We start from the raw sequence: 24843 nt of genomic DNA on the forward strand, positions 1-24843 counted from the left end.
GTCTGCATGGCCGGCGCGCAAGGAGAATGGTAATGCGTGAAGTTCCCATCGAGTCTGCTGACCCATTGTGGCGGCAGGCGGTTTCTGGTGCCCAGATTCTTTTCGTGGCGTTTGGTGCGCTGGTGCTGGTGCCGCTGCTGACCGGCCTCAACCCCAGCATGGCGCTGCTTGGTGCGGGTGTCGGGACGCTCCTGTTTCAGTTCGTCACCGGGCGGCAGGTGCCGATTTTCCTGGGCTCCAGCTTCGCCTTCATCGCGCCGATCATCTACAGCATGCAGACCTGGGGTCTGCCCGCCACCATGGGTGCGCTGGCCTGCGTGTCGCTGGTGTATTTCGTTTTTTCCGGGCTGGTGTGGCGGCACGGGGCAGAGATCGTGCATCGATTCATGCCGCCGGTGGTGATCGGTCCGATCATCATGATCATCGGCCTGTCGCTTGCTGCTGTCGCGGTGAACATGGCGATGGGGCGGACGGGAGACGGCAAGGTCGAGCTGGTGCCTTATGGCACGGCGATGATCGTCGCGATGGTCTCCTTCGGGGCGACCGTGGTCGCTGCCGTTTTCGGACGGGGCTTCCTGCGTCTGGTGCCGATTCTGATCGGTGTTGGCACAGGTTATGTGCTGGCTGCCGTGCTGGGGCTGGTCGATTTCGGCAAGATCGCCGCTGCGCCGTGGGTGGCCATGCCCGACTTTGTGGCGCCGACCTTCGAATGGGCTGCGATACTGTTCATGATCCCGGTCGCGTTGGCGCCTGCGATCGAACACGTCGGGGACGTGGTTGCGATTGGGGGCGTGACGGGCAAGGACTACACCGACAAGCCGGGCCTGCATCGCACCCTCGCCGGTGATGGCCTCGGTGTGCTGTTTGCCGGTCTGATTGGTGGGCCGCCGGTGACGACCTATTCGGAGGTGACGGGCGCAGTTACGCTGACCAGGAGCTTCAACCCCAAGGTGATGACCTGGGCTGCGGTGTTCGCGATCGTGATGGCCTTTTTCGGAAAGTTCAACGCCTTGCTGCAGTCGATCCCCGTCCCGGTGATGGGGGGCATCATGATGCTGCTGTTTGGCTCGGTTGCCAGTATCGGCCTCAAGACCCTGATCGCCGACCGCACCAACCTCGACGAGCCGCGCAATCTCGTGATCGTTTCCGCCGTGCTGGTGTTCGGTATTGGCGGACTGGCGCTCAATCTGGATGGGTTCAGCCTGCAGGGCGTGAGCCTGTGCGGCGTCGCCGCGATCCTGCTCAACCTGCTGCTGCCCAAAAACCGCAAGCAGCCTTGATCTTGCCGAGAGCGGCGGCCGTGTCAGGCGCGGCTGCCAGCGAACCGGCGCAGCACGCGTTCGAGCAGGCGACGTACCAGCGGAAGTGCAAGCAGGCTGACCCGTGCGCCGGGTCCGCCCTGCATGCGCCGGTACATCAGCCAGCCGATTCCCACGCGCTTGGCCAGTCGCAGGGCCTGTCGTGGCCTGGTCGCGATCAGCAGCAGCGCTGCGCCGGACAGGATCGGCGCCTGTTTGCGCGCCCAGTCCACCCCGTCGCGTAGTTCGTCGACGGTATCAAGTATGGATTCGACGCCTTCGAGATGTCGCACCATATCGTCGCGCTGGTGCTCTGCATTGATCTGCAGGCGTTGCTTGCGCAGCGCAAACTCGATCAGCCGTGGGTTCATTCGTCGTCGCGGCGCAATGCCGCGCGGTCGCGGGCCAGTTCGGCCAGGCTTGAGGCAAAAAGGCGCGAACCGCGCTTGAGCTCACGCGCGGCATTGCTTGCCGTCAGCAGCGCAGCGCCGATGCAGACAGTGGTGGCAATGCCCAAGGCTAGCAAGCGGTGTTCCTCCCAGAACAGCACGGTGAGAAATACCAGCAGGAATACGATGCCAAAGGCCAGCAGCAGCGCACACACCACGAGATTGAGCACCAGGCCGCTGAGGCGCAGTTTTTCCTCCTGCACCTCGAGCGCGAGCAACTCAAGCCGGGTTTGCGCGGTCTCCAGTCCGTGATCCAGAAAGCCGCGCAGGCTGTCTGCAAGACGCGGTCTTCGTTTCTCGCTCACTGCGCCGGTTTACCTGCGACCCGCCAGCAGGCCGAGCAAAAAGGCGACGCCCGCCGCTACACCAACGGATTCCCAGGGGTGGGCATGAACGTAGTCGTCGGTTGCGTGCGCTGCCTTCTTCGTCTTGTCGAGAACGGCTGCTTCTGCGTCGGCGATTCTGTCCTTGGCGTCAGACAGGCGGTCAGTGAGGCGACTGCGCACGTCGCCAATCTTGTCGCCCGCCTGCCCGGCCGTAAGCTTGAGCAACTCCTCGGCGTCGGATACCACCAATTTCAGGTCGGAAACGAGTTTTTCCCTTGAGGGATGAGTCGTGTCGGTCATTCTTGGCCTCCTTGCGAACTATGACGAATGCGCGGTTGCGCGGTGATGAGTCCACGCTATTCCGTTTCCGGCGAGTTAGCAAATTCATCGGGAATGGGATGTGTGCGTGATGTCACACGACATGCTGGTTCGTTCGCGCCCGAAGGCTGAGCGCCGTTTTTCAGTGCTACGGGGGCGGTGGCACGTGGGGTGTCTCGAAACCTTGTCCCGGCACCAGTGGTGAGTCCCCTGGGGGTGTTTCCCCGGGGGGCTGCAGTACGTTCGGCGTCAGAGTACCCAGTCGTAGTCAACGGTGAGTGGCGCGTGGTCGCTGAAGCGCTCTTCCTTGTATACCGCGGCGGCTTTGGCCTTTTCCGCAATACCGGAGGTTGCGATCTGGTAGTCGAGCCGCCAGCCCACGTTCTTGGCCCAGGCCTGCCCGCGGTTCGACCACCACGTGTAGCAGGCCTCTCCGGCGTCCGGATACAGGCCGCGATAGACGTCTACCCAGCCCTGCTCGTCGAACAGCCGGCTGAGCCAGGCGCGCTCTTCCGGGAGAAAACCGGAATTCTTCTGATTACTCTTCCAGTTTTTCAGGTCGATCTCCTTGTGGGCGATGTTCCAGTCGCCGCAGATCACGACTTCGCGACCGCTTGCGCGCAGGGCAGCGAGGTGAGGCAGGAAGCGTTCCATGAATGAGAACTTGATCTGGAGCCGGTCTTCCGAACTGGAGCCCGAGGGAAGATACAAGGAGATGACCGAAAGGGCGCCGAAGTCGAGCTGCAGGTAGCGGCCTTCAGCGTCGATGTCGGCAATACCGAGGCCCTCCACGACGCGGTCCGGTGTGTGGCGGCTGTAAATGCCGACACCGCTGTAACCTTTCTTTTCGGCGCAGTGAAACCATCCATTGAGCGGGGCTGGATTCCGCATCTGGTCGCTCAGATCAGGCCCCTGAGCCTTCAGTTCCTGCAGACAGACGATGTCTGCGTCCTGTTTTGCGAGCCAATCGAGAAAACCTTTGCTGGTTGCAGAGCGGATGCCGTTGAGGTTGGCGGAGATGATGCGTAACATGGGCAAACTTCCAGTCATGTTGCAATGCAGGATTCGAATCGTGGATTTTAGCCGGGAATTCATTGCCCTCGCCTGTGAAAAGGGCGTGCTGCGTTTTGGGTCGTTCGTGACCAAGGCGGGGCGTAACTCACCCTATTTTTTCAATGCCGGTCTGTTCGATGACGGTGTGTCGTTTCGTGCCCTGTGCGGATACTACGCACATGCGATTCGTGACACCGGCGTCGCTTGCGACATGTTGTTCGGTCCCGCGTACAAAGGTATCCCGCTGGTGGCGGGTACGGCGATCCGGCTCGCAGAAGAAGGCGTGGGTCTGCCGTTTGCGTTCAATCGCAAGGAGGCCAAGGACCACGGCGAGGGGGGCACGCTCATCGGCGCGCCGCTGGCCGGACGCGTCCTGATTCTCGACGATGTGATTTCGGCGGGTACGTCGGTGCGTGAGTCTGTCGAGATCATTCGTGCTGCCGGTGCCACGCCGGCCGGGGTCGTGATCGCGCTTGACCGCATGGAGCGCGGCAAGGGCGCGCTGTCTGCTGTGCAGGAAGTGCAGGAGAACTTCGGCATCCCCGTGATTGCGGTAGCGACACTCGATGACCTCATCGGCTATCTGGCCGACAGCCCCGACCTCGCTGCAAACCTCGATGCGGTCAAGGCCTACCGGGAAGCGTATGGCGTCGGTTCGGCTCGTTGAGCTTGCGCTTCTGACCGCGCTGGCCGCGCCTTTGGCTGCGGCGGCGCAGGGACGCACTATTTTCTGCTGTGACGTGGGCGGTAGCCCCGTGTGCGGGGATATCCTTCCGGCCGCATGTTACGGACGAGGTTACCGTGAGCTCAGCACGAGCGGCACGCTGCGGCGTTACGTACCTCCGCCGCTGACGGCAGAAGAGATTGCCCAGCGCGACGAGGACGCGCGTCGTCGCAAGGAGGCAGAGGCCATTGCGCTCAAGCAGCGACGCCTGGATCAGGCTTTGCTTGAAACCTATCCCAGCGTCAACGCGATTTCCGACCGTCGTGAACGGGCGCTGGCGGACATGGATCGCACGATTGCGGATTTGCGTGTGCGGGAGAAGGCGCTGCTTGCGCGCAAGGCGCGGTTCGCGCAGGAGGCCGAGTTCTACCGCGGCCAGAGCGTGCCGGCAGACCTCGCAGAGGATCAGCACAACGTCGATGGCGAGATTGCTGCCCAGCGCTCGATCATCGAGGCCAAGCTGCGCGAACGTGAGTCTCTCCGTCTGCGCTTCGAGGAAGATCGTCGTCGCTACCTTGAGTTGACGGCCCCTGCATCCCGCCCGCGCTGACATTGCGCGGATTGCGCCCACGGAGATCCAGATGAACGCCATCGAGCCCAAGGTGGTGAAAGCCGCCTGTCCACATGATTGCCCGGATACCTGCGCGATGGAGATCACCGTCGAACAGGGCAGGGCAGTGCGCGTTCGCGGTGCAGAGAAGATGCCGTTCACCAATGGCTCGCTGTGCACCAAGGTGTCGCACTATCTGGAACGGGTGTATTCCGACCAGCGCCTGCTGTATCCGATGAAACGTATCGGGCGCAAGGGGGAGGGGCGTTTTGAGCGCATCACCTGGGATGAAGCCCTGGATACCATTGCCGCGAAGTTCCGCGAGATCGCCGCCGACGATCCGCGCGCGATCCTGCCCTACAGTTACGCAGGCACCATGGGGCTGGTGCAGGGCGAGAGCATGGACCGTCGCTTCTTCCACCGTCTTGGCGCCTCGCTGCTCGATCGCACCATCTGCGCCTCGGCCGGCGCCGCTGGCTGGAAGGCGACGGTCGGTGCGGCCGTAGGGGCCGATCCCGAAGCACTGGTCGATGCCAGGCTGATCCTGATCTGGGGTGGCAACCCGGTGGTGTCTAACCTCCATGGCTGGCGTTACATGCAGGAGGCCAAGCGGCGTGGTGCGCGTTTGATCTGCATCGACCCCCGCCGCACCGATACCGCGAAAAAGTGTCATCAGCATATCGCGCCCCTGCCCGGAACGGACGGCGCACTGGCGCTGGCAATGATGCAGATGCTGATCGCCGAGGACCTGCTCGACCACGACTACATTGCGCAGCACACGATTGGCTTTGATGCGCTGGCTGAGCGTGTTCGTGAACATACGCCCGAATGGGCGGCGTCCGTCACTGGTCTGGATGCGGAGGTGATCCGCAGCCTTGCGCGCGAATATGGGCGCGCGCAGCCGTCAATGATTCGTCTCAACTATGGTCTGAACCGCTGCGCGGGGGCTGGCATGGCGGTGCGCAACATCGCCTGTCTTCCCGCCCTGACCGGCGCCTGGCGACATGCTGCGGGCGGGGCGCTGCTCTCCGTTTCCGGAAACTTTCCCAAGGATGTGCGCGCCCTGGCGCGGCCTGACCTGTATCCGGATGCAAAGCGCTTTCCGCCGCGCACGATCAACATGTCGAATATTGGCGAGGCCCTGCTCAAGGCTGGCGAGCCGCCTGTCCGGGCCATCTACGTCTACAACTCGAACCCGGTGGCGGTTGCGCCCAACAGCAATGAAGTACGGGCGGGTTTTGCGCGTGAGGACTTGTTCTGTGTGGTGCACGAGCTGTTCCAGACCGACACGGCCGACTACGCCGATATCCTGCTGCCCGCCACCAGCCAGCTCGAACACCGTGATGTGCATGCCAGCTACGGACACGCTTACGCAGTGTCCAACGAGCCTGCGATTGCGCCGCTGGGGGAGGCGAAGCCGAACACTGAGGTGTTTCGCCTGCTGGCGGCGCGGATGGGGTTCTCCGAAGCGCTGTTTTCCGAAACCGACGACGAGCTTGCGTCCCAGGCCTTCAATCGCGACGATCCGCGCGCATTCGGGGTGACGCCGGAAGCGCTGAAAGCACAAGGCTGGGTCAGGTTGAATCTGCCGCGCCCCAGTGTGCCGTATGCTCAGGGCGCCTTCAGGACGCCATCGGGCAAGTGCGAGTTTTACGCCGAGACGCTTGCAGCGCAGGGGCATGACCCGCTGCCGGCCTGGACGCCGCCGGCGGAGTCCGTGTCGAGCAATCCAGCGCTCGCCCAACGCTACCCGCTGGCATTGATTACACCGCCGGCCCGCAATTTCCTGAATACCAGTTTTGCCAATCTGCCCCGCTTCGTGCAGCAGGAAGGCTCGCCGAAGCTCGAGATTCATCCGCAGGATGCCGCGAAGCGCGCTATCAGCGATGGAGACCGGGTGCGCATCCGCAATGATCGTGGTGCCTTTCACGCCCGCGCAGTGGTCACCGAGGACATCCGTGCCGGTGTCGTCGTGAGTCCGTCCGTGTGGTGGCAGAAGCTCTCTGGCGATGGAGAGAACGCAAATGCGGTGACCTCGTCGGCACTGACCGACATGGGAGGCGGGCCGATTTTTTACGATTGTCTGGTTGAGGTCTTGCCTGTATGACGGTTTCGTCAAGCACGAATGCTGATATTGATGCGGTTGCAGCGCTGCTGAAGCGCGCCGAGCGCGTGTTGTTCATTACCGGGGCGGGCATTTCCGCCGACTCCGGACTCCCCACTTATCGTGGCATCGGCGGCTTGTATCATGAGCGTCTGACGGCCGAAGGGCTGACGATCGAAGAAGCGCTTTCGGGCGAAATGATGGCGCAACGACCGGATATCTCCTGGCGTTACATCGGGGAGATCGAATCCAATTGCAGAGGTGCGAAGCCGAGTGCGGCGCACTTGCGCATTGCCGACCTCGAGGCCGAAAAGCCGGGTGTCTGGGTGCTGACGCAGAATGTCGATGGATTGCACCGCATGGCCGGATCGGAGAAGGTGATCCAGATCCACGGCACGGTGCATCACCTGCGCTGCACCGAGTGTCCGCATCAGCGCAGCGTGCACGATTTTGCCGGGCTTGATCTGCCGCCCGCGTGTCCTGTGTGCGGTGGCGTGCTGCGTCCGGATATCGTGCTGTTCGGCGAGATGTTGCCGCAAAAGGGGCTGGATCAGCTCACCCATGTGCTCGAGTCGGGGGTCGATCTGATCGTATCCATCGGTACCACAAGTGTCTTTCCGTATATCTCCGGCCCGGTGTGGTGGGCGCAGCAGAACAGGATTCCATCGGTTGAGATCAATCCGGGTGACACCGAGGTCAGCGATATTGTCGACTACCGCCTGCGCATGGGCGCTGCGGACGCAATGACGCAATTGTGGGCGCGCATGCACGAACTGCCCTGATCGCGACGCGATCAGGGCACAAAGGAAAGGGCGCCACTGGCGCCCTTTCTTGTTGCTGCGGTTGCTACTACTTACAGCAGCACGCGCTCAATGCCGCCGTTATTGGCTTTTGCGACGTAATCGGGCAGCCAGTTCTCTCCCAGCAGGTGCTTTGCGAGTTCGACCACGATGTAGTCGGGCTCGATGCCGCCGGCGTCGTCGGCGTAACGGCTCAGCCCCTGCAGGCAGCTGGGGCAGGAGGTGAGGATCTTGGTCGGGGCGTTGGGGCTGGCTTCCTGCATCAGCGCCACACCCTTTTCGATCTCCTCCTGCTTGCGGAAGCGCACCTGGGTGGAAATGTCCGGACGTGCAACCGCCAGGGTGCCCGACTCGCCGCAGCAGCGGTCCGACAGGTCCACCCGTGTCCCCATCAGCTCGTTGGCCACCTTGATGCCGGAATGCACCTTCATCGGGGTGTGGCAGGGCTCGTGATACATGTAGTTCACGCCCTGCACACCTTCGAGCTTCACGCCCTTTTCCATCAGGTACTCATGGATGTCGAGCAGGCGGCAGCCGGGGAAGATCTTCTCGAACTCGTACTTCTGCAGCTGATCCATGCAGGTGCCGCAGGACACGATCACCGTCTTGATGTCGAGATAGTTCAGCGTGTTGGCGACGCGGTGGAAGAGCACCCGGTTGTCGGTGGTGATCTTCTGCCCCTTGTCTTCCTCGCCGGCGGCCGTCTGCGGATAGCCGCAGCACAGGTAGCCCGGCGGCAGCACGGTCTGCGTGCCGACGTGGTAGAGCATGGCCTGGGTGGCCAGGCCGACCTGGCTGAACAGGCGCTCCGAGCCACAGCCGGGGAAGTAGAACACGGCGTCGGTATCGTTACTGCCCTTTTGCGGGTCGCGAATCACCGGGATGACCTTGTCGTCCTCGATGTCGAGCAGGGCGCGGGAGGTCTTCTTCGGCAGATTGCCGGGCATCGGCTTATTGATGAAGTGAATCACCTGCGCCTTGATCGGGGCCTTGTGCAGCGTGGCTGGCGGCGCCTTCACCTGGGACTGGATGAGGCCGAAGCGTTTGCCCATTGTGTAGGCGAAACGCTGCGCCTTGTAGCCCCATTCGATCATGCCGGTGCGGATCACCTTGATCGTGGCCGGGTCCTTGACGGTAAGGAAGGCCATCGCCGCGGCCTTGCCGGGATTGAAGGACTTCTTGCCCTGCTTGCGCAGCAGGTTGCGCATCTTGATCGAGACGTCGCCGAAGTCGATGTCGACCGGGCACGGCTTTTCGCACTTGTGGCATACGGTGCAATGGTCGGCCACATCCTCGAACTCGGCCCAGTGTGCCAGCGATACGCCGCGCCGTGTCTGCTCTTCGTAAAGCATGGCCTCGATCAGCAGCGAGGTGCTGAGCACCTTGTTGCGCGGGCTGTAGAGCAGGTTGGCGCGCGGCACATGAGTCGAGCACACCGGCTTGCACTTGCCGCAACGCAGGCAGTCCTTGATATCGTGCGCAATCTCGCCGATCTCGGTCTGCTCCATGATCAGCGATTCGTGGCCCATCAGGTTGAAGCTGGGCGTGTAGGCATTGTCGAGGTTGCCGCCCCGCATCAGCTTGCCACGGTTGAAGCGACCCTCGGGGTCCACTCTGGACTTGTAGTCCCAGAAGGAGGCCATCTCCGCGTCAGTCAGATAGTCGAGCTTGGTGATGCCGATGCCGTGCTCGCCGGAAATCACGCCATCAAGCGAGCGCGCCAGCGCCATGATGCGATCGACCGCGCGATTGGCGGTCTGCAGCATGTCGTAGTTATCGGAGTTGACCGGAAGGTTGGTGTGCACGTTGCCGTCGCCGGCGTGCATGTGCAGCGCCACAAAGACGCGCCCGCGCAGCACCTGCGCATGCAGCGCCTCGATCCGCTCGAGCACCGGGGCGAAGATCGTGCCGTCGAAGATCTTGTTCAGACGCGGCTTGATCTCGGTCTTCCACGACACCCGGATGGAGTAATCCTGAAGGCGATGGAAGAGCGTGGGGTTTGCTGCACGATTGCTCAGTTCACCGGCTTGAATGCCGTAGGTGGCGAACTGGCTCTCAGCCTCGGCCAGCGGCATGTCAAGGTTGTCCAGCAGCCATTCCCAGCGCCGGCGCACGGCCCCGACGTAGTTGAGGGCAGCTTCGCGGCGGTCACCAATCAGCTCATCTGCGGCAAGGTTCGCATCGCCCTGATCCAGTGGCAGATCGCCACGCAGAAATTCGGCAAGGGTGTCGCACAACTCAAGCTTGTTGCGGGTGGACAACTCGATGTTGATGCGCTCGATGCCGTCACAGTAGTCGCCCATGCGTGGCAGCGGGATGACCACGTCTTCGTTGATCTTGAAGGCGTTCGTATGGCGGGAGATGGCTGCCGTGCGTGAGCGCTCCAGCCAGAAGCGCTTGCGCTGCTCGGGCGAGACCGCAATGAAGCCTTCTGCACCGCGGGTGTTGGTCATGCGCACCACGTCGGAGGCGGCGGTCATCACCGCGTTCTCGTCGAAGCCGACGATGTCACCGATCAGCACCATCTTCGGGCGGCCGTGGCGTTTGGCCTTGGTGGTGTAGCCCACCGCCTTCACATAGCGCTCGTCGAGGTGCTCGAGCCCCGCCAGCAGCACACCGGCGGCATTGCCGGCGCCACCCGGCTTGAAGTAGTCGGTGATCTCGACGATGGCTGGCACGGCTTCGCGAACCTGGCCGAAAAACTCGAGACAGACGGTGCGGGTGACCGGCGGCATCTTGTGCAGCACCCAGCGCGAGGCCACGATCAGGCCGTCCGTGCCTTCCTTCTGCACGCCCGGAATGCCGCCGAGAAATTTGTCGGTGACGTCCTTGCCCAGTCCGTCCTTGCGGCAGTGTGCGCCGGGCATGGAGAGCACTTCTTCTCCGAGGGGCGCGTAAGTGAAGCCATCGAAGCGGCGCAGGCGGAACCGTGCAATGTGCTGCTCGTGGATCTTGCCGAAATTGTGGTCGAGACGCTCGACCTCGAGCCAGTTGCCGTCCGGCGTGACCATCTTCCACCACGCCAGGTTGTCGAGTGCAGTGCCCCACAGCACGGCCTTCTTGCCGCCGGCGTTCATGGCGATGTTGCCGCCCACACAGGATGCGCTGGCCGAGGTGGGGTCGACGGCGAACACGCGGCCGGCCAGGCTTGCTGCCTCCGACACGCGATCGGTGACAACGCCGGCGCCGGTGCGAATGGTCGCGTAGGGGGAGTCCATCGGCTTGCCGTCGGCGTCGGGCAGAACCATCTCTTCCACAGCGCCGATGGTGATCAGCTTCTCGGTGTTGATCACCACCGAATTCGCGTCGAGGGGTACGGCTCCGCCGGTATAGCCGGTGCCGCCGCCGCGCGGGATGATGGTCATGCCGAGTTCGATACAGGCGCGTACCAGCGGTGCCATTTCCTCTTCGGTGTCGGGGTAGAGGACGACGAAGGGGTACTCGACGCGCCAGTCAGTTGCGTCGGTGACGTGCGATACGCGGGCGTGCCCGTCGAAACAGACGTTGTCGCGCGCAGTGTGACGCGTGAGCGTCTTCAGCGCAGCCTTGCGCTTGCGCGCAGTGACATCGAACCAGCGCTCGAAATCGGCAACGGCCTGACGCGCGCGGGCAATCAGCAGTGCGACGCGGTCGTTACCCTGCCGGCGCTTCTCCACCTCATTGACCCGGTGGTCGAGGGCGTTGATCAGCGCCTCGCGCCGCTCGCGGCTGGCGAGCAGGTCGTCTTCAAGGTAAGGGTTGCGGCGAACCACCCAGATGTCGCCGAGGACTTCGTACAGCATTCGCGCCGAACGGCCGGTAACCCGCTCTGCACGCAATTCGTCGAGAACGGACCACGCGTCTGCACCGAGCAGGCGGGTCACGATCTCGCGGTCGGAGAACGAAGTGTAGTTGTACGGAATTTCTCGCAGGCGTTGGGTCATTAGTGCACCGAGGTGGCTGCTGCAGGGGAACCTGCGATTTTAACGAACCGCAGTGCAACATGCATCAAAAAACAAGACCTTATGCGAAGTGTGGAATCAGACACTGCGCTACAGGGGTGGACGCCACGGGTAACGAAGGGTTCCGGCAAGGCCGGTGTTTCAAGCCCTTCAGGCGACGGCGGCGGTGATCGCGATTTCGACCCGCCAGCCGGGTTGCGCCAGCGCAACGACCTGGAGGCAGGCGCGGGAAGGGGCGGTGCCCGCCGGCACCCAGGCATCCCACGCCGCGTTCATGCCGGCATAGTCGGCCATGTCGGTGAGGTAGATGCTTGCGCTGAGGATGCGAGAGGTACTGCTGCCGATGTCCTCGAGCTGTCGTGCCAGGCTGTCGAGGATCTCCTGGGTCTGGCTGCCGATGTCGCCATCGACCGAGGTCGGGACTTCGACAATGTAGGCGACACCGTTGTGAACCACGGAGTCGGAGTAACGGGCAGTTGTGCCCTTGCGCTGTATCGATTGCATGAGAAGGCCGGATGAGATCGCAAGGCGCACGATTATACCGCCCGTACTCAGTACATGGCGGATGCGATTGCGAGGTATCGCAGACCCTTGCCCAGCGCCATCCAGCACAGGCATGAAAACCAGTTCAGGCGAAGTACGCCGGCTGCCGCGCACAAGGCGTCCCCAACGACCGGAACCCAGGACAGCACAAGGCTTGCGCTGCCGTAGCGCTGCACCTGGCGCAGGCGCTGTGGCAACTCCTTGCGCGGCAGGAGGCGTGCGATTGCATACGTACTCATGCCACCGAGGGTGTTACCGACGGTTGCGAGGATCAGGGCGGAGACGAGTTGCTCGGGGTACTGGTGGAGGATGCCCGCAAGTACGAGTTCGGAGCCGCCAGGCAGTACGGTCGCTGACAGGAAGGCCGAAACGAAGAGTCCGCCAAGCGCGGCGCTGACGGCGTCAAACACGGGCAGATGGCCGCCTGCATGCATGTCGAAGCATGTGTCGGCAGGTGTTTCTCAGCTTCTTAAAGTTGACGTTTGCATATGACAAGTGGGAGTATGGCGGCGCATTTTTCATGTTGATGACCAAGGAGTTGTGTGATGAAAGGATTGATTCTGACGACTGTTGCCGCCACCTTGCTTGCCACATTATCCCCTGCGGACGCCTGGGCCAATCCGCAGCACGAGCGGATGAAGACGTGCAATCAGGAGGCAAGGACAAAGGCACTGAAGGGAGACGACCGCAAGCAGTTCATGAGCACATGCCTGAAAGGCAAGCATGCTGTGGGGGCTGCGCCGGCCGCGTCGCCAGCATCCAGGGCTCCCGAACCCGTCAAGGGCAAGGCACAGAACGTGTCCGCTACCTCAACGAGTGACGGTGCGCTTCAGGCCGCTCAGAAGGAAAAAATGAAAGGGTGCAGCCGGAACGCGAGCGAGAAGGCACTCAAGGGCAATGAGCGCAAGGCCTTCATGAGCGAGTGTCTTAAAGGGTGAGTGTGCTTCGCCCCGGAGAATGCGGGGCGAGACGGGCGTTCGGCGCTGGTCGGACGCCCGCGCAATGATTCAGTGTGAGTCCGCCGCGAGCTGATTCCGTGGGCGCTTGGGCGGAGGCTTTGGGGGCGGACTTAAACGATGTCGAAAAAGACCAGGTCGCGTTCGATTTCCTTTGATGAAAAACCGCAGCCGATGCGCCCCGAGCCACTGAGGGACAGTTCGGCACCCTTGATGCAGCGCTCTTCGTCACCGTCGATGGAAACGTGGCAGCCATTGGAACTCTGGTCGATCAGGACGAAGCCGTCTCTTCTGCGTTCGATGCGTGCGTGCTGGCGCGATGCCCTGGCATCGATGATCACGACATCGTTGCCCAGTTCACGCCCGAGCAGCACGATGGGGCGGTGCTCTTCGACGAACATCACCTCTTCCTGGTGACGTAATCGCAGGCGCTGGGAGAGTTTTGCGTTCGGTGGCAATGACGTCACCACGCCGACGCGGTGGCCGATGGTGAATACCTGCCATTCCAGCCCGCTTTGTGCCTCGGACTGAAATGCCTCTGCGCCGGCAAAGTGCCGGGCCGAGGGGGTGAGCAGCATGACTGCAGTGCTGCTCGCCAAGGCTTGTCCGGGGCGACAGGTTTGCGCCAGGCGACGTGCGCCGTCGACTCCGTCTCCACCCGAGCCGACATCGGCGAGACCATAGTGAATGCCGATCCGGATCTTCAACTGCGTGCCGCTGACTGGCGGCAGGCTCAGGACTCGCTCTAGCATTTCGCAGGCCGCGACAACGCCCGAATCGCAGCGCTCGAAGCTCGCCGTCATGGAGCTTTGCGTGCGTTCAAGGACATTGCCGCTATTGCCACCTACCGCACGGTCAATACGGTTCAGGCAGCGGTCCACTGCGTGGTTCGCCTCATCCTTGCCGAGGCGTGTGATGAGGTGGTCTCCCCCGATGACTTCGGCCACGAGCACACACAGGTTTTTTCGATCGGACATATTATTGATTTACCGCGGTGATTGTCCGGCGGCAGGCATTCGCCGCGCTCGGGTCAATAATGATCAAAGGCTGAAAGCGATGCAAGCCTTCCGGCGATGCCTGACGGATATTTTATTGCCCGGAAAAAAGCCTGATAACACCTCCGTTCCCCTCCGGGAGGGGCTGCGGATCGAAGGCGATATCACCTTCGTCCAGTGTTGTATTTCGGTCGACGCCGACGAAGTCGAACAGTTTCTGGTCGGCCAGATGCGACGGGACGACATTCTTGAGCGAGGTCGCGAGCGACTCGATACGTCCGGGATGCTCCCGTGCCCACGACTGGAGCATGGCCTTGATGTGTTTGCGCTGCGCGTTTTCCTGCGAGCCGCACAGATTGCACGGAATGATCGGAAAATCCATGCTGCGGGCAAATCGGGCGATATCGCTTTCGGTACAGTACGCCAGCGGACGGATCACCATGTGCTTGCCGTCGTCGCTCACCAGTTTGGGTGGCATGGCCTTGATCTTTCCACCGAAGAACATGTTCAGGAACAGTGTTTCCAGCATGTCGTCACGATGGTGTCCAAGCGCGATGCGGGTGGCACCGATCTCGGCTGCAGTGCGGTAAATGATGCCGCGGCGAAGGCGGGAGCACAGCGAACACGTGGTCTTGCCCTCAGGGATCTTGTCCTTGACGATCGAGTAGGTGTCCTCGGTGACGATCCGGTACTCGACGCCGATGGACTCGAAGTAGGCGGGCAGGATGTGGTCGGGGAAGCCGGGCTGTTTCTGATCGAGGTTCATTGCCACGATGCGGAAATCGACCGGCGCACGCTCGCGCAGCGCCAGCAGACAGGAGAGCAGGGTGTATGAATCCTTGCCGCCAGACACGCAGACCATCACCGTATCGCCGTCGCTGATCATGTTGTAGTCACCGATCGCTTCGCCGACGCCACGCTCGAGCTTCTTTTTCAGGCGCAGAAAGGTATTGGAGTGGCGGTTTTCGGCTTGTTCGACGGCGGGTTGGGTGGTAACGCTGTTCACGATCGGGCTCAGTAAAAAAGTCTTTCCGGATTATACACTTGCATTGCAGCGGACGATTAGAGGTGCGCGCTGCGGCCGCCATCCACGGCCAGGATCTGACCGGTGATGTAGGGGGCGTCGACCAGCAGGAAGCGCACCGTGCGGGCGATGTCGGTCGGGCTGCCTTCGCGCTGCAGCAAGGTGTGGCGGACGATCTCCTCGCGCTCGTCGCTTGCGATCTGCCCATCTTCGGGCCACTCGATCGGCCCCGGAGAAACACCGTTTACCCGCACCTCGGGCGCCATCTCAAGGGCGAGCGCGCGGGTCAGCCCCGCCAGCCCTGCCTTGGCCGCGCAGTACAGTGCGTAATGTCGCAGGGGGCGTTCAGCGTGGATGTCGACAATGTTGACGACGGCGCCGCGTGATGCCTTGAGTGCCGGTGCGAGTGCCTGGGTGAGGAACAGCGGGCCCTTGAGGTTGGAGCCAACGAGATCGGCCCAGGCGCTTGAGTCGATCTGCCCCAGCGGCGTGGGGAAAAAGCTCGACGCGTTATTGACGAGTCCGTCGAGTCGGCCATAGTGAGCCAGGACCCGGTCCGCGAGCGCTTCGGGCACGCCATCGGCACCAAGGTCTCCGCCAACGGTCATGGCCGATCCCGGGCGGATGGCGAGAAAGCTCGCCGCGAGCGCTTCGGCCTCATCCCGGCTGCTGCGATAGTGCAGCGCGATGCGAGCGCCGCCGGCGTGAAGTTCGCGTGCAATCGCAGCGCCGACTCTGCGCGCGGCGCCGGTGACGAGAATGACGGGCTCGGTGGATTGTTCGTTCATGGTGCTGTATTGGGTTGTCGAGAGTTGATGATTGGCGCGGTTCCGGGTGTGCGCGGTGCAGTTCATCCTGCGCGCTCGGCTACAATGCCGCGTTCCCAACCTTTGCCGCCGCCATGCCTTCCTTGCCCCAGCCTTCTGCAGAAGCTCTTGACCAGAGCAATCGCCTGACTGCCCTGCTGCAATCCGAAATCCGGGCCGCAGGGGGCTGGATGCCGTTTTCCCGTTACATGGAACTGGCACTTTACGCGCCCGGGCTGGGGTATTACAGCGGCGGCGCGAGAAAGTTCGGGCCGGGGGGCGATTTCATCACGGCACCGGAGCTCACGCCCTTGTTTGGCCAGGCGCTTGCAGGCCAGGTCGAGCAGGTGATGCAGGTCAGTGCGATGCAGGTGATCGAAGTCGGTGCCGGGACCGGACTGCTTGCGGCCGATCTCCTGCTTGAGCTTGAGCGCAGAGGTGCGCTCCCGCTCAGCTATGGCATCCTCGAACTTTCGGCCGAACTCAGGGAACGCCAGTTCGACACCCTCGCGCAACGGGCGCCGCATCTGGCCGCGCGCGTCCAGTGGCTGGATACGCTGCCCGCGCAGTTCTCCGGTGTGGTGGTCGCGAACGAAGTGCTCGATGTGATGCCGGTGCATCTGGTCGTGTCGCGCGCCGATGGCGTGTTTGAGCGCGGTGTCGTGCTGACCGAGAGCGAAGATGGGGCGGTGTTTCGCTGGGGTGACAGTCCGGCCGAGGGGGCAGTGCTCGAAGCGGCCCGCGCGCTGGAACTGCCGGCGCCCGCAGAGGGCGAATACCTGACCGAGATCAACCTGGCCGGGCAGGCCTGGATGGCCTCATGGGCAGACCGCTTGCAGCAGGGGGCGATGCTGCTGATCGATTATGGCTATCCGCGCGCCGAGTACTATCTGCCGTCGCGCTCGAACGGCACCTTGCTGTGCTACTACCGCCATCATGCGCACGCCGACCCCTTCCTGTGGCCGGGGCTGAACGACATTACCGAATTCGTGGATTTCACCGCGATGGCCGAGGCGGCGTACGACGCAGGGCTGGAAGTGCTGGGCTACACCAGCCAGGCACAGTTTCTGTTCAATTGCGGGGTGCTGGACTGTCTGGCACGACGCGGCCCAGAAGGGTCGGCCGACTATGTTCGCGCGGCGCGCGCAGCGCAACGGCTGACCACGCCGCAGGAGATGGGCGAGTTGTTCAAGGTGCTTGCCGTCGGCCGGGGCATCGACGTACCGCTGCTCGGTTTCGCTCGCGGCGACCGTCTGCATACGCTTTGATACGCTGCGAGCGGGTACTGCCTGTCGGATGCCCGGCGTTTCGGCTGATTAAGCGCCCTGGCGACTCATTGCGTTCAGGAGCGCTTCGATGTCGCGCGGCGGCGGCATGTTGCGCGCTGGCTGACTGAAGTCGATTTCCTGCAGCTGAAGGGCGGTTTCGGGGAGAGGATGCCTGGTGGTGCCAAGGACTTCCTCGTCAGACCTGCCGGCTTCCCGAATTTCCTTGCCGGTTTGCATGTCCATGTAGATCACCATGATGGCCTCCGCAAAGTGACCGGATATCCCGGTCTCCTGATTTCATTAACGGCCGCTTTCTGGCGGGCTTGAATCGAAGATTGGGACCGATGGTGCAATGTTCAAGACGTGGTGTTCGCGTCTTTGAGCAAATCATGACAATTTGGCGAGCGGCTGGCGAGGAAAAAAAGCACGGGGTGTGGCTTTTTTGCCGCAGCAGGTCGCCGTCAGCCAAGGGATTTAAAGCGATTGCGACTCGAGCCACTCCGCGATGCGCTTCGCGACGCCTTCCCAGCCGTGTTCCAGCATCATCCCGTGGCCGATATCGTCAAAGATCTCGGCAGTTAGTCCGTAGGTGGTGGCGGTCATATGCACCTGGTCGGGCGGGATGAGCTGATCGTGGCTCGCACCGAGGATCAGCATTGGCACATCGTGCATCTGCGCAGGCTGGGGCAGGTTGAACAGCGTCATGTCCCAGATCGCGCGGTGCGACTCTGCTTGGCTCAGCGCGTAGTAGCGGCGCAGCGTTGCTTCTTCGATCGGTTGATGGAAAAGGGCTTCGCGCAGGCTCTCCAGCTGAGCTTCTCCTGCATTCATGAGGCGATTGAGATCGGCCAGCAGGTGCGGTTTCTTGAACATCAGCCCGAAAGCCGACCCCATCAGACCTTGTGGCGGCACCGACGCCATCAGCACTGCCGCAGGGGCTGTCGCCCGTTCGAGGTATTTCTGCACCACCAGGCCACCCATCGAATGACCGATCAGCACTGGAGCGCTCGGCAGGCGCGCAATCACCTGGGTCAGGTCGCGCACATAGTCGTCGATCGACAGCGAGTCGAGGTGGTCGTGGTGCAGGCTCTTTCCATGTCCTGAAAGGGATACCGCGTAAGCAGTCCATCCCCTGGCTGCGAACCAGGGCAGAAAATGCTCTTCCCAGCACCAGGCGCCGGTGTAGGCGCCGTGGACGAAAAGCAGCGGGGTGGCGTGGGGCGTGTCCTTCTCTGGGCTGTGACAGAGGACTTCGAGGTCGCCGAAGCGTGATGCATTCATTGGGGAATCTCCATGCCGCGCCGCACTGCCGGGCGTGCAGTCATGGCTTTTGACCAGCGCTGCACCTCTGGGAATCGGGCAAGGTCGATACCTTGCCACTCGTGGCGGGCAATCCAGGGGTAAGTCGCAATATCTGCGATCGAGTAGGTGCTGCCGGCCAGCCAGTCGCGGCCCTTGAGGCGGGTGTTGAGCACGCCGTAGATGCGCGCGCCCTCTCGCGAATAGCGGTCGATTGCGTAAGGAATGACATCCGGCGCAAAGCGCAGGAAGTGATGGATCTGTCCAAGCATGGGCCCGACGCTGCTCATCTGGAACATCAGCCACTGCAAGGCCTCGCTGCGCTCGCGCGCATCAGTGGGTAGCAGTCGGCCACATTTTTCGGCCAGGTAGATCAGGATTGCCCCGGACTCGATCACCGTGAACGGCTGACCTTCGGGCCCTTCACTGTCGACGAGTACCGGAATCTTGTTGTTGGGGTTGAGCGCGGCGAATTCGGGCGCAAACTGATCTTTCCGGGTGATGTCGATTGCGCGGGTTTCGTATTCCAGTCCGAGTTCTTCCAGCGCGATCGATACTTTTCGACCGTTCGGCGTGGCCCAGGTATGGAGGGTGATCATTTCTTGTAGGCTCTGTTGGTTGCGGTGTTCGCCCCTGAAGGGGTCTAATCCGGCATCTTTGCGTGGAGTGGTCGATGCTCAAGTGGATTGTGGTGGTCATGCTGATCGTGGTGCTCACCGGCCTGATCCAGCCCGGCACGGCTCAGCGCCTGCGTCTTGGCCACCTGCCCGGAGATCTTGCATTCCGTTTCAGGGGCAAAGCTTATCACTTCCCCTTCACCACGACGGTGTTGCTGTCCCTGCTTGCCTGGCTCATCTTGCGCGCGATCTGAGCGTGTGACCGTGTGATGATGCTCATTCAGCGCCGGAAGTTTCTGCGCGGACTGCCTTGACCGCTGCCAGGCGTGCGCAGTGGATGTGCTCGGGAATCTGTTTTTTGTCGGTGCATTCGCGGGCGATCCTGCCGGCATCGATGGCTCGCATGCGATCGAGCATCTGCCGCCAGCGTATTGCTGGCAGCCACGGTGCTGAACGCTCTCCCCCGCGGCCTTGATAGTCGCAGGCTGCGGCATCGAGCATCAGCAGGAAGCGCTCGGGGCGTCGCAGCGCGTCGCAGCGTTCGATGACCTTGACGACGGTTTCGGTGCGCAGGATGTCGATCTGGCCAAGAATGCCGTGTTCGCGAGCCACCATCACCGCGAGGTCGCGGCATTCTGTCGGCGCCTTCAGGCGTTCCGACACTGCGCGTGCCATGTGCTCGCCACGCATTTCATGGCCGTAATGATGCGGCAGGATGGCTTCCGGGGTGGTGCCTTTGCCAAGATCGTGCAGCAGACAGGCCCAGCGCACCGCCAGGGGGTGGCCTCCGCGAGCCGATGCGTCGATGACCATCAGCACGTGTTCGCCGGTGTCGATCTCCGGATGGTGCTGCTCCGGTTGCGGTACGCCGAACAGGCAATCAACTTCGGGCAGGATGCGCGCCAGTGCGCCGCACTCACGCAGGATGCGGATCATCCTCGACGGTGAGTCCTCCATCAGGCCGCGGGACAGTTCCTGCCAGACGCGTTCAGGCACGAGGTGATCGACTTCGCCCCCACTGACCATGTTCTGCATCAGCGTGAGCGTTTCCGGCGCGAGGCTGAACTCACTGAACCGCGCTGCAAAGCGGGCGACGCGCAGAATGCGCACCGGATCTTCGGCAAACGCCGGGCTGACGTGACGAAAGAGCCTCGCATTCAGGTCGGCGACGCCGCCATAGGGGTCGGTCAGATTGCCCTCTGCATCACGCGCAATGGCGTTGATCGTCAGGTCGCGACGCAGCAGGTCCTGCTCGAGGGTGACGTCAGGCGAGGCGTGGCACACGAATCCGGTATAGCCCCGCCCGCTCTTGCGTTCGGTGCGGGCGAGGGCGTATTCCTCGTTGCTGGCGGGGTGCAGAAAGACCGGGAAGTCCTTGCCCACCGGGCGGAAACCACGCGCGAGCATGGCTTCCGGCGTTTCGCCCACCACGACCCAGTCGCGATCCTTTACCGGGAGTCCGAGCAGTGCGTCGCGTACTGCGCCGCCAACAACGAATGCACGCATCAGCCGTAGAGATCCTCTGAGGCAATGGACTCGGTCTCGGCCAGTGCTGCAGCCTCCCATTCACGCATGTGCGGATTGGTGAGCATGGTGGCCAGATACTCCGCGGCAGCGCCTTCCGGCTTCACGCCGTAGGTCTTGAAGCGGTAGCAGACCGGGGCGAAGGCCGCATCCGCAATGCTGAAGCGGCCGAACAGGTAGGGGCCGTCCTTGCCGAAGCGTGCGCGGCAGTCGTTCCAGATCGCCACCACGCGGGCGATCTCGGCGTCGACCTCCGGGGTGTGCCCCTTGCCGGTGTAGTCTTTGCGGATGTTCATCGGCATGTGTTCGCGCAGGTGCGCAAATCCGGAATGCATTTCGGCGCTTGCCGCCCTTGCAACGGCCCGCGCTGCGACCTCGGTCGGCCACAGTTGCGGGTTCTTCTCCGCCAGGTATTCGCCGATTGCGAGCGAATCCCATACCACGAAGCCATGGTCGATGAGGCAGGGTACCTTGCCCGAGGGCGAATGCGAGAGGATGTGCTCACGGCTACCCGGAATGAACAGCGGGATGCGGATTTCCTCGAAGGTGAAGCCGCCGGAACGTGCTGCCAGCCACGCACGCAGGGACCAGGACGAGTAGTTCTTGTTGCCGATGATCAGTTTCATCAGGGACTCCGTCTAAGGGAGGGGTTAGCGTCGCGCGTGGCGACGCAGGGGGTTATACATGGCGCGTTGTGTGGCCTTGCCGAGCCATCCTGGTACGACCGATTCGATCGCAGTCGGGACCAGCCCGAAGGGCAGGGGCGTGCCGCTGGCAACGTTGTCAGCACGCATCGAGCGCACATTGTCACGGCTCATTAAGGGCTGCGGTGCGAGCTCCATCAGCCTGGCCTGAAACATCGCGAGGCCCTCGGGGAGCGGAATGACCGGGCGCGGGTGGCCGACCAGCGCGGAGACGTACTCGACCAGCTGGCGCAGCGTATAGACGCTTGGCCCGGCAAGTTCCAGCGTCTGGCCGTTGGCCGAAGTGTCGGTGAGGCAGCGCCACACCACCTCGGCAACGTCTTCCACATAGACCGGCTGAAAGCGGGCGTTTGCGCCACCAAGCGGCAGGACCGGGAAGACCGAGGCCAGCTTTGCGAACAGGTTCAGGAAGCTGTCGTCGCGGCCGAAAATGACCGACGGTCGCAGGATGGTCCATTCGACCTCGGGCGCGGCGGCGCGGATGGCGAGTTCGCCTGCGGCCTTGGAGCGCTGATACTCGGAAGGGCCATCGGCATCGGCGCCGAGCGCGCTGACGTGAATGAGCCGTCGCACGCCGCCTGTCTTGCAGGCGGCTACGATCCTTTCCGGGAGTTCGACATGGGCGCGGGCAAAGTCGGGCCCGTAGGGCGACGCACTGCGCGAGTGCAGGATGCCGACGAGGTTCACCACGGCATCGGCGTCGGCAAACAGGCGGGAAAGGGTTGCCTCGTCATGGCAGTCGGCCTCGATCACCTCGACGTTGGGCAGGAGCAATACACGCCCTGCACGACTGCGCCGGCGCGTCGGAATCAGCACGCTGACGCCGGCTTCAGCCAGCCTGTTGGCGATGGCGGTGCCGAGAAAACCGGTACCGCCGATCAGAACGACACGTTGTGGAATCATCGTGATTGTTGCTCCGGCGCGTAGTGCATGAGTTTAGCGACTAATGTGAATGGGGTCATTGTGCGTCCGGCCGCGGTGCAATGGTGCCAAGCCGCGCCTTGAGCGACTGTGGCTGGCCGTCGAGCATGGCTGCATAGATCACGGTATTCGCCATGACCTTCTTTACATAGTCGCGGGTTTCGTCGAAGGGAATGGTTTCGACATAGATTGCACCTTCCAGCGGACGCGCGTCGCGCCAGCGCTTGGCGCGTCCCGGCCCGGCGTTGTAGCCTGCACTGGCCAGCACCGGATGATTGTCGAGATCTTCAAGGATGAGGCGCATGTAGCTGGTGCCGAGCTGCACGTTGGTGTTGGGCTCGGCCAGCAGGCCCTGATGGTAGCCGCTCATGCCGATCTTGCCTGCGACCCACTTGCCCGTGGCCGGCATCACCTGCATCAGGCCTTGTGCGCCGGAACTCGAGCGCGCGGGGACGACAAAGCGGCTCTCCTGGCGCATCAGGCCGTAGACCCAGTTCATGTCCAGACCCTGGCTGCGGACCTGTGGTTCGATGAGATCCCGGTACGGGGTGAGAAAGCGCAGATCAAAGGCGCCGTTCGGGCTGGCGAGTTCGGCGGTATTGATGGCGCGGTCGAAAATATCGTACTTGAGGGCGAGGCGGGAGGCCGCGAGCCGGAATACCTCGTCCTGTCCGCGCAAGGACCAGTTCCACTCGCGCACGGCCTCGGTCCGCATGTCGAGCTGGAACAGCGCGATGGCACGGCGCAACCCGGGGTCGTCCTCGGCGAGGCGAAGCTGATCCGCGCTCAATGCCGTGGCACCGGGCGAAACAACAAAGGGGCGCCCGAGTTCGTCGCCCGCGAGCATGCCGTAGAAGTGGGGGGCGCCTGCTATGCGGGCATAGAGCGCTTCTGCCTCGGCACGACGGTTGAGGCCGGCAAGGCTGCGGGCGCGCCAGTAGATCCACTCCGCTTGCTGCTGTTCATCCGCGTTCAGCCGCTCGATCGCCCCAAGCACTGCGTTCCAGTCGTTGTCGCGCAGTGCTGAACGAACGCGCCACGCGCGCTGTTCGGCCGTCATCGGAATGTCGCCGGCAGCACTGAACCAGTCTCTGGCCATCCTGTCCTGCGCCCACGATGCGCGCAGCGCGAGGGCCGAATAGACATAGGCGCGGTCATCGGCGCCGAGCCGGTCCTGCAGGCGGATCAGGCGCACGTGCGCACCGGGCATGTCTTCGCGGACGAGGCGGACCAGCGCGGCCAGCGCCAGTTCCCGGCCGCCGCGGTTGGTGGCGAAATTGGCGGGCAGGCGGTCGAGGTATTGAGCCGGGCTCTTCATGACCTGTTCGAGTGCGCTGCTGTCGCCATCGTCGAGCCATGCAAGCGTGCTGCGTGCGTTGCCGGTATTGCGGTTTTCGACCTGTCGCCTGAAGCGCCACCACGCGTCGTCGGCGCTCACGACCCCGCTGCTGACGGCAGCCCGCAGCACGGTGTCGCAGGCGCTGTGTGCGTCGGTGAGGTCGTGCCATTGTGCAGCGACGTCGGCCAGTACGCCGCGATCGCCGTTCATGAGCCTGGCGGTCCAGTGATGGCAGCGCAGCTCGCCGTCAGGGCTTTGCAGATCCGGATAGAGCCGCAGAAAGCCGGCCCAGTCGCTGTCCTTGGCGAGCCTTCGCAGCCAGTCGGCGCGCAGGCGTTCGGCAAGCACTGAGCCTGCCTCCTGCATCAGGAAGTCTGCCAGCTCGGTTGCGGGGGGCGCATCGGGTCGGGCAAGCTTGTTGAGCAGCAGCCAGTAGCGGACATAGGGGTCGAGCAGGTGGGTGTCGGGTTGTTGCGCCAGCCGTTCCAGCGTGTTGCGATCACCTGTGCGGATGGCCTCCCGGGCGGCGAGAATTCGCGCCTCTCCCTGTTGTCCGAAAGCGCTCGTCGCAAATACCAGGCATGCTGCGAACAGCATTCCCCATGAAGCCTTGTGCATCCCGTAACATCCCCGTTTAAGATCGAATCACCATATCACAGTGACTGCCAGTTTCCCTGCCCTTTCCGACGATATCCAGGCTCGGCGACGCGTGCTTCGCGATCGTGCGCTGGCTGCTCGCGAAGCGCTTTCGCCGGCGTCCCGCGCCGGGCGTGTTCGCCAGCTCGAAACCCACCTTGATCAGCTTGTTGCCGCGCTGCAGCCCCGTGTCCTTGCGTTTTGCTGGCCGTATCGTGCAGAGCCCGACTTGCGCGAATGGGTGACGTGCTGGCTGACAGCCGACGCGGACCGTCGTGCCGCCCTGCCGGTCGTGCTGGAGAAGGACGCACCCCTGATATTTCGCTGCTGGCGACCCGGCATGCTGCTTCAGACCGATCGTCATGGCATTCCGTTTCCCGGTGAGGGCGCGGCTGTCGTGCCCGACGTGGTGCTGGTGCCGCTCAATGCCTTCGATGCGCAGGGTTTTCGCCTTGGCTATGGCGGCGGGTATTTCGACCGTACGCTGGCGATCATGCGAACGGTGACTGTCGGGGTCGGGTTCGAGTTGGGACGGGTTGATTCCGTGCTGCCCCAGGCCCACGACCGGGCGATGGACTGGCTGGTGACAGAGGCAGGGACATTTCGGGCTGCCGAAGCCTGAGCGGGGAGTGCTCGGGCGGGCGCTGG

Annotated in this window: 26 protein-coding genes; 9 read left to right on the plus strand and 17 right to left on the minus strand. The window is 63.0% G+C overall.

Annotation, left to right across the window (positions count from 1 at the left end; translation table 11 throughout):
- The first annotated feature begins 32 nt into the window (after positions 1-32).
- Positions 33-1280, plus strand: a complete 1248-nt coding sequence (locus tag CEW87_RS11815) for a uracil-xanthine permease family protein (RefSeq protein ID WP_108973229.1) — start codon at positions 33-35, stop codon at positions 1278-1280.
- Between the two features lie 23 nt (positions 1281-1303).
- On the opposite strand, the gene CEW87_RS11820 is transcribed toward CEW87_RS11815, so the two are convergent.
- From CEW87_RS11820 to CEW87_RS11835, 4 genes are all read right to left on the minus strand, one after another.
- Entirely contained in the window at positions 1304-1669 is a 366-nt protein-coding gene (locus CEW87_RS11820; RefSeq protein ID WP_108973231.1) for a YqjK-like family protein, read from the minus strand.
- Positions 1666-2052 carry a phage holin family protein gene (locus CEW87_RS11825; protein ID WP_108973233.1) on the minus strand — a complete coding sequence of 129 codons (387 nt, stop codon included), beginning with the start codon at positions 2050-2052 and terminating at the stop codon, positions 1666-1668. Before CEW87_RS11825 ends, CEW87_RS11820 begins: the two co-directional genes overlap by 4 nt.
- Before the next feature lie 9 nt (positions 2053-2061).
- The gene (locus CEW87_RS11830) at positions 2062-2373 is read right to left on the minus strand and encodes a DUF883 family protein (protein ID WP_108973235.1); all 312 of its coding nucleotides are present in this window, start codon (positions 2371-2373) and stop codon (positions 2062-2064) included.
- A 267-nt stretch (positions 2374-2640) separates the two neighbouring features.
- On the minus strand, positions 2641-3423 hold the full coding sequence (locus CEW87_RS11835) for an exodeoxyribonuclease III (protein ID WP_108973237.1): 783 nt from the start codon (positions 3421-3423) through the stop codon (positions 2641-2643).
- A gap of 37 nt (positions 3424-3460) precedes the next feature.
- On the opposite strand from CEW87_RS11835, the gene pyrE reads away from it, so the two are divergent.
- From pyrE to CEW87_RS11855, 4 genes are all read left to right on the plus strand, one after another.
- Complete coding sequence (gene pyrE, locus CEW87_RS11840; protein ID WP_420094141.1) at positions 3461-4111, plus strand: orotate phosphoribosyltransferase; 651 nt, start codon at positions 3461-3463, stop codon at positions 4109-4111.
- On the plus strand, positions 4089-4718 hold the full coding sequence (locus CEW87_RS11845; protein WP_108973241.1) for a hypothetical protein: 630 nt from the start codon (positions 4089-4091) through the stop codon (positions 4716-4718). The genes pyrE and CEW87_RS11845 overlap by 23 nt, the downstream gene beginning before the upstream one ends.
- Before the next feature lie 97 nt (positions 4719-4815).
- The gene (locus CEW87_RS11850) at positions 4816-6825 is read left to right on the plus strand and encodes a molybdopterin-containing oxidoreductase family protein (protein WP_234421751.1); all 2010 of its coding nucleotides are present in this window, start codon (positions 4816-4818) and stop codon (positions 6823-6825) included.
- Entirely contained in the window at positions 6822-7604 is a 783-nt protein-coding gene (locus CEW87_RS11855; protein ID WP_108973244.1) for an NAD-dependent deacylase, read from the plus strand. The genes CEW87_RS11850 and CEW87_RS11855 overlap by 4 nt, the downstream gene beginning before the upstream one ends.
- A gap of 71 nt (positions 7605-7675) precedes the next feature.
- Here the strand turns inward: CEW87_RS11855 and CEW87_RS11860 are convergent, their stop codons facing one another.
- The 3 genes from CEW87_RS11860 to CEW87_RS11870 form a co-directional block, all read right to left on the minus strand.
- On the minus strand, positions 7676-11545 hold the full coding sequence (locus CEW87_RS11860; protein ID WP_108973246.1) for a DUF3683 domain-containing protein: 3870 nt from the start codon (positions 11543-11545) through the stop codon (positions 7676-7678).
- A 168-nt stretch (positions 11546-11713) separates the two neighbouring features.
- Positions 11714-12067, minus strand: a complete 354-nt coding sequence (locus tag CEW87_RS11865) for a RidA family protein (RefSeq protein ID WP_108977158.1) — start codon at positions 12065-12067, stop codon at positions 11714-11716.
- 47 nt (positions 12068-12114) lie between these two features.
- A complete protein-coding gene (locus CEW87_RS11870; protein ID WP_234421518.1) occupies positions 12115-12516 on the minus strand; it encodes a YqaA family protein in 402 nt (133 codons plus the stop codon).
- A gap of 135 nt (positions 12517-12651) precedes the next feature.
- Between CEW87_RS11870 and CEW87_RS11875 the strand changes: the two genes are divergently transcribed.
- Positions 12652-13044, plus strand: a complete 393-nt coding sequence (locus CEW87_RS11875) for a PsiF family protein (RefSeq protein ID WP_108973250.1) — start codon at positions 12652-12654, stop codon at positions 13042-13044.
- A gap of 131 nt (positions 13045-13175) precedes the next feature.
- On the opposite strand, the gene CEW87_RS11880 is transcribed toward CEW87_RS11875, so the two are convergent.
- The 3 genes from CEW87_RS11880 to CEW87_RS11890 all read right to left on the minus strand — a co-directional run bounded on the left by CEW87_RS11880 (position 13176) and on the right by CEW87_RS11890 (position 15869).
- A complete protein-coding gene (locus CEW87_RS11880) occupies positions 13176-14039 on the minus strand; it encodes an FHA domain-containing protein (protein ID WP_108973252.1) in 864 nt (287 codons plus the stop codon).
- A gap of 112 nt (positions 14040-14151) precedes the next feature.
- Positions 14152-15063, minus strand: coding sequence for a tRNA 2-thiocytidine(32) synthetase TtcA (gene ttcA, locus CEW87_RS11885; RefSeq protein ID WP_199917009.1), 912 nt, complete (start codon positions 15061-15063; stop codon positions 14152-14154).
- A gap of 56 nt (positions 15064-15119) precedes the next feature.
- Positions 15120-15869, minus strand: a complete 750-nt coding sequence (locus CEW87_RS11890; protein WP_108973256.1) for a pteridine reductase — start codon at positions 15867-15869, stop codon at positions 15120-15122.
- Positions 15870-15982: 113 nt separating this feature from the next.
- Between CEW87_RS11890 and CEW87_RS11895 the strand changes: the two genes are divergently transcribed.
- Entirely contained in the window at positions 15983-17155 is a 1173-nt protein-coding gene (locus CEW87_RS11895) for a class I SAM-dependent methyltransferase (protein ID WP_108973257.1), read from the plus strand.
- Between the two features lie 48 nt (positions 17156-17203).
- On the opposite strand, the gene CEW87_RS11900 is transcribed toward CEW87_RS11895, so the two are convergent.
- The 3 genes from CEW87_RS11900 to CEW87_RS11910 form a co-directional block, all read right to left on the minus strand.
- Positions 17204-17410, minus strand: coding sequence for a hypothetical protein (locus tag CEW87_RS11900; protein ID WP_108973259.1), 207 nt, complete (start codon positions 17408-17410; stop codon positions 17204-17206).
- A 219-nt stretch (positions 17411-17629) separates the two neighbouring features.
- Positions 17630-18436 carry an alpha/beta hydrolase gene (locus CEW87_RS11905; RefSeq protein WP_108973261.1) on the minus strand — a complete coding sequence of 269 codons (807 nt, stop codon included), beginning with the start codon at positions 18434-18436 and terminating at the stop codon, positions 17630-17632.
- Positions 18433-19053: a glutathione S-transferase family protein gene (locus tag CEW87_RS11910; protein ID WP_108973262.1), complete on the minus strand. Its 621-nt coding sequence runs from the start codon at positions 19051-19053 to the stop codon at positions 18433-18435. Before CEW87_RS11910 ends, CEW87_RS11905 begins: the two co-directional genes overlap by 4 nt.
- Before the next feature lie 74 nt (positions 19054-19127).
- On the opposite strand from CEW87_RS11910, the gene CEW87_RS11915 reads away from it, so the two are divergent.
- Positions 19128-19325 (plus strand): DUF2905 domain-containing protein, encoded by a 198-nt coding sequence (locus tag CEW87_RS11915; protein ID WP_108973264.1) that lies wholly within the window; start codon positions 19128-19130, stop codon positions 19323-19325.
- A gap of 22 nt (positions 19326-19347) precedes the next feature.
- Here the strand turns inward: CEW87_RS11915 and CEW87_RS11920 are convergent, their stop codons facing one another.
- From CEW87_RS11920 to CEW87_RS11935, 4 genes are read right to left on the minus strand one after another with little or no spacing between them, the layout of a single operon-like run.
- Positions 19348-20577: a multifunctional CCA addition/repair protein gene (locus tag CEW87_RS11920; RefSeq protein WP_108973266.1), complete on the minus strand. Its 1230-nt coding sequence runs from the start codon at positions 20575-20577 to the stop codon at positions 19348-19350.
- On the minus strand, positions 20577-21221 hold the full coding sequence (locus tag CEW87_RS11925; protein WP_108973268.1) for a glutathione S-transferase family protein: 645 nt from the start codon (positions 21219-21221) through the stop codon (positions 20577-20579). Before CEW87_RS11925 ends, CEW87_RS11920 begins: the two co-directional genes overlap by 1 nt.
- 24 nt (positions 21222-21245) lie before the next feature.
- A complete protein-coding gene (locus tag CEW87_RS11930; RefSeq protein WP_108973270.1) occupies positions 21246-22202 on the minus strand; it encodes a complex I NDUFA9 subunit family protein in 957 nt (318 codons plus the stop codon).
- Positions 22203-22257: 55 nt separating this feature from the next.
- Positions 22258-24177, minus strand: a complete 1920-nt coding sequence (locus tag CEW87_RS11935) for a lytic transglycosylase domain-containing protein (protein ID WP_108973272.1) — start codon at positions 24175-24177, stop codon at positions 22258-22260.
- A 91-nt stretch (positions 24178-24268) separates the two neighbouring features.
- Between CEW87_RS11935 and CEW87_RS11940 the strand changes: the two genes are divergently transcribed.
- The gene (locus CEW87_RS11940) at positions 24269-24817 is read left to right on the plus strand and encodes a 5-formyltetrahydrofolate cyclo-ligase (RefSeq protein ID WP_234421520.1); all 549 of its coding nucleotides are present in this window, start codon (positions 24269-24271) and stop codon (positions 24815-24817) included.
- The last annotated feature ends 26 nt before the right edge of the window (positions 24818-24843 follow it).

Source organism: Parazoarcus communis, assembly GCF_003111665.1.
GTDB lineage: Bacteria > Pseudomonadota > Gammaproteobacteria > Burkholderiales > Rhodocyclaceae > Parazoarcus > Parazoarcus communis_B.

Bases quoted from the DNA above. Each gene is read 5' to 3' on its own strand.
- CEW87_RS11815 (WP_108973229.1), top strand. From the start codon at position 33: ATGCGTGAAGTTCCCATCGAGTCTGCTGACCCATTGTGGCGGCAGGCG.
- CEW87_RS11820 (WP_108973231.1), bottom strand. From the start codon at position 1,669: ATGAACCCACGGCTGATCGAGTTTGCGCTGCGCAAGCAACGCCTGCAG.
- CEW87_RS11830 (WP_108973235.1), bottom strand. From the start codon at position 2,373: ATGACCGACACGACTCATCCCTCAAGGGAAAAACTCGTTTCCGACCTG.
- CEW87_RS11835 (WP_108973237.1), bottom strand. From the start codon at position 3,423: ATGTTACGCATCATCTCCGCCAACCTCAACGGCATCCGCTCTGCAACC.
- CEW87_RS11845 (WP_108973241.1), top strand. From the start codon at position 4,089: ATGGCGTCGGTTCGGCTCGTTGAGCTTGCGCTTCTGACCGCGCTGGCC.
- CEW87_RS11850 (WP_234421751.1), top strand. From the start codon at position 4,816: ATGGAGATCACCGTCGAACAGGGCAGGGCAGTGCGCGTTCGCGGTGCA.
- CEW87_RS11855 (WP_108973244.1), top strand. From the start codon at position 6,822: ATGACGGTTTCGTCAAGCACGAATGCTGATATTGATGCGGTTGCAGCG.
- CEW87_RS11860 (WP_108973246.1), bottom strand. From the start codon at position 11,545: ATGACCCAACGCCTGCGAGAAATTCCGTACAACTACACTTCGTTCTCC.
- CEW87_RS11865 (WP_108977158.1), bottom strand. From the start codon at position 12,067: ATGCAATCGATACAGCGCAAGGGCACAACTGCCCGTTACTCCGACTCC.
- CEW87_RS11875 (WP_108973250.1), top strand. From the start codon at position 12,652: ATGAAAGGATTGATTCTGACGACTGTTGCCGCCACCTTGCTTGCCACA.
- CEW87_RS11880 (WP_108973252.1), bottom strand. From the start codon at position 14,039: ATGTCCGATCGAAAAAACCTGTGTGTGCTCGTGGCCGAAGTCATCGGG.
- CEW87_RS11890 (WP_108973256.1), bottom strand. From the start codon at position 15,869: ATGAACGAACAATCCACCGAGCCCGTCATTCTCGTCACCGGCGCCGCG.
- CEW87_RS11895 (WP_108973257.1), top strand. From the start codon at position 15,983: ATGCCTTCCTTGCCCCAGCCTTCTGCAGAAGCTCTTGACCAGAGCAAT.
- CEW87_RS11900 (WP_108973259.1), bottom strand. From the start codon at position 17,410: ATGGTGATCTACATGGACATGCAAACCGGCAAGGAAATTCGGGAAGCC.
- CEW87_RS11905 (WP_108973261.1), bottom strand. From the start codon at position 18,436: ATGAATGCATCACGCTTCGGCGACCTCGAAGTCCTCTGTCACAGCCCA.
- CEW87_RS11910 (WP_108973262.1), bottom strand. From the start codon at position 19,053: ATGATCACCCTCCATACCTGGGCCACGCCGAACGGTCGAAAAGTATCG.
- CEW87_RS11915 (WP_108973264.1), top strand. From the start codon at position 19,128: ATGCTCAAGTGGATTGTGGTGGTCATGCTGATCGTGGTGCTCACCGGC.
- CEW87_RS11920 (WP_108973266.1), bottom strand. From the start codon at position 20,577: ATGCGTGCATTCGTTGTTGGCGGCGCAGTACGCGACGCACTGCTCGGA.
- CEW87_RS11925 (WP_108973268.1), bottom strand. From the start codon at position 21,221: ATGAAACTGATCATCGGCAACAAGAACTACTCGTCCTGGTCCCTGCGT.
- CEW87_RS11930 (WP_108973270.1), bottom strand. From the start codon at position 22,202: ATGATTCCACAACGTGTCGTTCTGATCGGCGGTACCGGTTTTCTCGGC.
- CEW87_RS11935 (WP_108973272.1), bottom strand. From the start codon at position 24,177: ATGCACAAGGCTTCATGGGGAATGCTGTTCGCAGCATGCCTGGTATTT.